The sequence below is a fragment of the Mesorhizobium sp. M7A.F.Ca.AU.001.01.1.1 genome, assembly GCF_004022735.1.
Lineage (GTDB): Bacteria > Pseudomonadota > Alphaproteobacteria > Rhizobiales > Rhizobiaceae > Mesorhizobium > Mesorhizobium ciceri.
On sequence record NZ_RZPF01000539.1, the window covers coordinates 1 to 4,648 of the forward strand.

The following is a 4,648-nucleotide window of genomic DNA, read 5'->3' on the forward strand; positions in this document are numbered from 1 at the left end:
CTGGAAGGCAGCGGCGGCGGCGGCTTCCGCGTCGCGCAGGTCCGGCAGCCGATGGGCGCCTATGCCTTGCTCCCTGGCGGCGGCCATCTGGGCCGCGGCGCGGTCGCCGACCAGTGCCGTGGCAACCGCCAGCGCCGATCGCGCCTCGCCTTCCTGGGTTTTGGCCAGCGTCCAGCGCAGATGCAACAGCGTCGCTTCTGCCTTGCGGATATCGGCCGACAGGTTCTTGAAGCGGGACGCCTGGCGCGCCTGGCGCTTCAGGCTTTCGATCTGGCTTTCCAGCTCGCCGACGACGTCGTCCAGCCGTTCCAGGTTCTGTTCGGCCGCCTTCAGCCGCAGTTCTGCCTCGTGGCGGCGGGTGTGCAGGCCGGAAATGCCTGCCGCCTCTTCGAGCAGGGCGCGGCGTGCCTGGGGCTTGGCCTGGATCAGTTCGCCGATGCGGCCCTGGCCGACCATCGACGGCGAACGCGCACCGGTCGACTGGTCGGCGAACAGAAGCTGCACGTCCTTGGCGCGGGCCTCCTTGCCGTTGATACGGTAAAGCGAACCGGCCTCGCGCTCGATGCGGCGCGACACCTGCAGTTCGTCGGCATCGTTGAAGGCAGCGGGCGCCGAGCGGTCGCTGTTGTCGAGGAAGAGCGTCACTTCGGCGGTGTTGCGCGCCGGACGCGTGCCCGAGCCGGAGAAGATGACGTCGTCCATGCCGGACGCGCGCATATTCTTGTAGGAGCTTTCGCCCATCACCCAGCGCAACGCCTCGACAAGGTTCGACTTGCCGCAGCCATTGGGCCCGACAATGCCGGTCAGGCCGCGTTCGATGACGAACTCGCCAGGCTCGACGAAAGATTTGAAACCAAGGAGGCGAAGGCGCGAAAACTTCATTCGCGCCGCCCGCTAAGCGGATTTCCGTGGTTTTGCGAAAGGAATTCGCAGCACAACGAGAAGCCGCGCACGCCGAAGCGCCGCCGCCTCAGGGCTGACTGGACGTCAGAGCAGAGGGTCGATGATGGCCGACATTTCCTCAATCGACATCGCCCCCTTGTAGGTCTTACCGTTGATGAAGAAGGTCGGTGTCGAGTCGACCTTGAATTCATTGGCGCCGCGCTTCTGGACCGATCTCACATCGTCCAGAAGTTTCTGGTCCGTCAAGCAGGCCTCGAAGGACTCCTGTGTAAAACCGGCGAGCTTCGAGATTTGCAGCAGCGCATCCTTGGTATTCTGGACGCCAACCCAGTTCGCCTGCTGCCGGAACAGGACGTCGACCATGGGGTAATAGTTATCCTTGGCGCAGCGCGCCAGCATAAAACCGGCTTCGGCGCTCGGGTCGAACGGGAATTCGCGCAGGATGTAGCGAACCTTGCCGGTGTCGATGTACTTGGTCTTCAGGTCCGGAAAGGTGGTCTCGGCGAAATGCGCGCAATGCGGGCAGGTCATCGAGGCGTATTCGACGATGGTGACCTTGGCGTCGTCCTTGCCAAGCTGCTTGTCGGGCAGCGCGCCCGGCTTCATCAGTTCCGTCATGTCCACGGTGCCCTGGGCTTCCGGCGCGGTGGCGGCGGCCGGCGTGGCCGGCTTTGCGGGAGCGGCCGGCTCAGCGGGCTTCACATTCGCAGCCTTCGCCTCCTCGCCAGAGTCGCTGCAGGCCGCGAGCAGGGCCACCGCCGGAATGGCGGCCAGCGAAGACAGGACGTTTCTGCGAGACAAGCTTTGGCCAAACGGGGGACGGTTCATACGAATCACCTGACAAGGGTTGGATTTTGCAATGCAAAGACACGAAAAGGCGAGAGTTGGCGCGAATTAAGGCATCTCGATCCCCAATCCAATCGCGAAACCTGACAAGGGCGATCACGAATGCGAGATATAGACGACGAATCCATGACTTTCTTCAAGACGCCTATGATTTTCTCTCCCCAATAATGGTCGCGCCAAGTTTCTCCAGCGAGGCGCGCAGTCCTTCATTATCGACCAGGCCGACAGTCCCCGACAATTTCGTCTTCTCAGCCGCGGTCAGCGGTCTCAGGGCCGGTCTGCGCTTTCCTTTGTCGGCTGTCACCGGCTTCTGCAGGATCCTGATGCGGTTGATGGCGGTGAAGCCGAGGAAGGCGTTGACCCGGTTGATGATCTCGCCCGTCTCGTGCTGCAGATGAAGTGCCGCCATGCCTTCGCAGGCAATGACCAGCACGGCCGGCTCGAACGGATCGTCCTCATGCATACGGCGCGGCCACTGGATTTTTTCGGGGCGCGAGTGGCTGGCCAGCCGTGGGCCGGCGATCTCGTCCCATGACTGGACGAGGCCGATCGAAATGCCGGCCCGCTTGCGCAGCACCGGATCGAGGATCCTGGTCGCGAGATCGCTGACCGGGACGGGATTGCCGTAGGGCGTTCTCCCTGCCATGTACGTCCTCCAGCGACGACCCAGCAGATACCGGCCAGGCCAATACAAGATCAATGGCACCAGCAGACCAGACCCGCAAGACCGCATCCTGGGATAGTGGCAAAGCCACATCCGCAGATAGCAGCATAGCTGCATCTGGAGATAGCAGCACAGCTGCATCCGGTGTCAGCGACGATATCGCATCCCGCCTGCTCGGCTGGTATGATGTGCATCACCGTGAATTGCCGTGGCGCATCACGCCCCGTGAGCATGCACGCGGCGTGCGGCCTGATCCCTACCGCATCTGGCTCTCCGAGGTCATGCTGCAGCAGACCACCGTCGAAGCAGTGAAGGCCTATTTCCGGATTTTCGTCGAGAAATGGCCCGATGTCGAGGCGCTGGCCGCGACGCCAGCGGAGGACGTGATGAAGGCCTGGGCCGGGCTCGGCTACTACTCCCGCGCCCGCAATCTCAAGGCCTGTGCCGATCTTGTGGCTGCGCGTGGCGGCCGGTTTCCCGACACGGAGACTGGTTTGAGAGAATTGCCCGGCATCGGCGCCTATACGTCGGCGGCCATCACGGCGATTGCCTTCGACCGCCCCGCCGCGGTTGTCGACGGCAATGTCGAACGTGTCATCTCCCGGCTGTTTTCGATCACAACCCCGCTCAGCGAAGCCAAGCCCGAGATCCGCGCCCATGTCGAGCGCATGGTGCCCGGGATAAGGCCTGGCGACTTCGCCCAGGCGATGATGGATCTCGGCGCCACCATCTGTACGCCACGCCGGCCACGCTGCATGCTGTGCCCGCTGCGCGAAGACTGCGACGCGGTCGTTTCAGGCGATCCCGAGCACTTCCCGGTGCGCCTGCCCAAGGCCGACAAGCCGCAGCGGCACGGCGCGGCCTTTGTCGCCGTACGGGCCGACGGCGCCATCCTTCTGCGCAAACGGGCCGAGAAGGGCTTGCTCGGCGGCATGACCGAGGTGCCGACGACAGGCTGGACCGCGCGGATCGATGGGGCAACCACGCAAGCGGCCGCGCCGTTTCCCGCCGACTGGCGGCATGCGGGCCGCATTGCGCATGTCTTCACGCATTTCGCTCTCGAACTCGAAGTCTTTCACGCTCACATCAAAGGTGATGCGCCAGACGGGCATTTCTGGTCGCTCGCTCACGAGATTTCCGGCGAGGCGCTGCCGACTGTCATGAAAAAGGCAATCGAGGCTGCGATACCCGGCGCGACGAAAAAGCCGTCGCCACACAGTGCAAAGAGGCCCCATGACTGAAATACGCCACATCGTTTTCGATATCGGCCGCGTGCTGATCCACTACGATCCCAACATTCCGTTCAGCCGCCTCATTCCGGATGCCGAAGAGAGAAAGTGGTTTTTCGACAATGTCTGCACGCATGATTGGAACATCGAGCAGGATCGCGGCCGGACCTGGGAAGAGGCCGAGGCGCTGCTGATCGCGGACCATCCCGATCACGCGGAAAACATCCGCGGTTTCCGCCGCCACTGGCACGAGATGGTGCCGCATGCCTATGAGGACAGCGTCGCCATCATGGTCGGTCTGATCGAGAGCGGCCACGACGTGACCATGCTGACCAATTTCGCCAGCGACACGCTGGCCGAGGCCCGCGAGCGCTTCGATTTCCTCAATCGTCCGCGCGGCGTGACGGTGTCGGCCGATATTCGCCAGATCAAGCCCGACCGAGCCATCTACGATCACCACGTCGCCGCATTCGGCCTCGAACCGGCCGCGACGCTGTTCATCGATGACAGCCAGAAGAATGTCGACGGCGCCAAGGCGGCAGGCTGGCAATCGGTGCTGTTCACCGACGCAAGGACGCTTCAAGCAGACCTTGAACGTCTCGGAATCAAGGCCTGATTTGAATCGCTTCGCGCGATCCGTTGAGCCTTTGAATCAAAGGCATTCGAAGCAATTGGCAGGGGCTCAGGCCCCTGCCCGCTCCATGCCGAGCCGCGCGATGCGGCGAAGCTCGTCGATCGGGGTCAGGCCACCGCTGCGCTCATAATGCCAGAAGGTCCAGCCGTTGCAGGCATCCAGCCCCTGCACTTCGGCGCCGACCTTGTGGATCGAACCGGCGCTGTCGCCGATCGCCACCGTGCCGTCGGCCCGCACCTTGGCCGCCCAGCGCTTCTTGGCATCGTAGAGCGTCGCACCCGGCATCATCAGGCCGGTGTCGATCAGGCTGACGAAGGCAACGCGCGGCTCGGCGCGCTTGCCCGTGAGAACGGTGAGATCGGCACCATCCAG

At 63.4% G+C, this 4,648-nt stretch carries 5 protein-coding genes and 1 pseudogene; 2 read left to right on the forward strand and 4 right to left on the reverse strand.

What is annotated here, in order from left to right; translation table 11 throughout:
* From EN884_RS26460 to EN884_RS26470, 3 genes are all read right to left on the reverse strand, one after another.
* A partial coding sequence (locus EN884_RS26460; protein WP_164895165.1) for a chromosome segregation SMC family protein occupies window positions 1–882 on the reverse strand: 882 nt, incomplete at its 3' end.
* Window positions 883–987: 105 nt separating this feature from the next.
* Complete coding sequence (locus EN884_RS26465; RefSeq protein ID WP_013532754.1) at window positions 988–1,731, reverse strand: DsbA family protein; 744 nt, start codon at window positions 1,729–1,731, stop codon at window positions 988–990.
* Between the two features lie 163 nt (window positions 1,732–1,894).
* Window positions 1,895–2,395 carry a DUF721 domain-containing protein gene (locus tag EN884_RS26470; protein ID WP_013532755.1) on the reverse strand — a complete coding sequence of 167 codons (501 nt, stop codon included), beginning with the start codon at window positions 2,393–2,395 and terminating at the stop codon, window positions 1,895–1,897.
* Window positions 2,396–2,448: 53 nt separating this feature from the next.
* Here EN884_RS26470 and mutY point away from each other — a divergent pair, with 53 nt between their 5' ends.
* Together mutY and EN884_RS26480 are read left to right on the forward strand one after the other, a co-directional pair.
* The gene (mutY, locus tag EN884_RS26475) at window positions 2,449–3,654 is read left to right on the forward strand and encodes an A/G-specific adenine glycosylase (protein ID WP_013532756.1); all 1,206 of its coding nucleotides are present in this window, start codon (window positions 2,449–2,451) and stop codon (window positions 3,652–3,654) included.
* Window positions 3,647–4,258, forward strand: a complete 612-nt coding sequence (locus tag EN884_RS26480; RefSeq protein WP_013532757.1) for an HAD family phosphatase — start codon at window positions 3,647–3,649, stop codon at window positions 4,256–4,258. The genes mutY and EN884_RS26480 overlap by 8 nt, the downstream gene beginning before the upstream one ends.
* A 66-nt stretch (window positions 4,259–4,324) precedes the next feature.
* On the opposite strand, the pseudogene EN884_RS26485 reads toward EN884_RS26480, so the two are convergent.
* A pseudogene (locus tag EN884_RS26485) lies at window positions 4,325–4,648 on the reverse strand (modification methylase); the annotation flags it as partial.

Bases quoted from the DNA above. Each gene is read 5' to 3' on its own strand.
- mutY (WP_013532756.1), top strand. From the start codon at position 2,449: ATGGCACCAGCAGACCAGACCCGCAAGACCGCATCCTGGGATAGTGGC.
- EN884_RS26465 (WP_013532754.1), bottom strand. From the start codon at position 1,731: ATGAACCGTCCCCCGTTTGGCCAAAGCTTGTCTCGCAGAAACGTCCTG.
- EN884_RS26480 (WP_013532757.1), top strand. From the start codon at position 3,647: ATGACTGAAATACGCCACATCGTTTTCGATATCGGCCGCGTGCTGATC.
- EN884_RS26470 (WP_013532755.1), bottom strand. From the start codon at position 2,395: ATGGCAGGGAGAACGCCCTACGGCAATCCCGTCCCGGTCAGCGATCTC.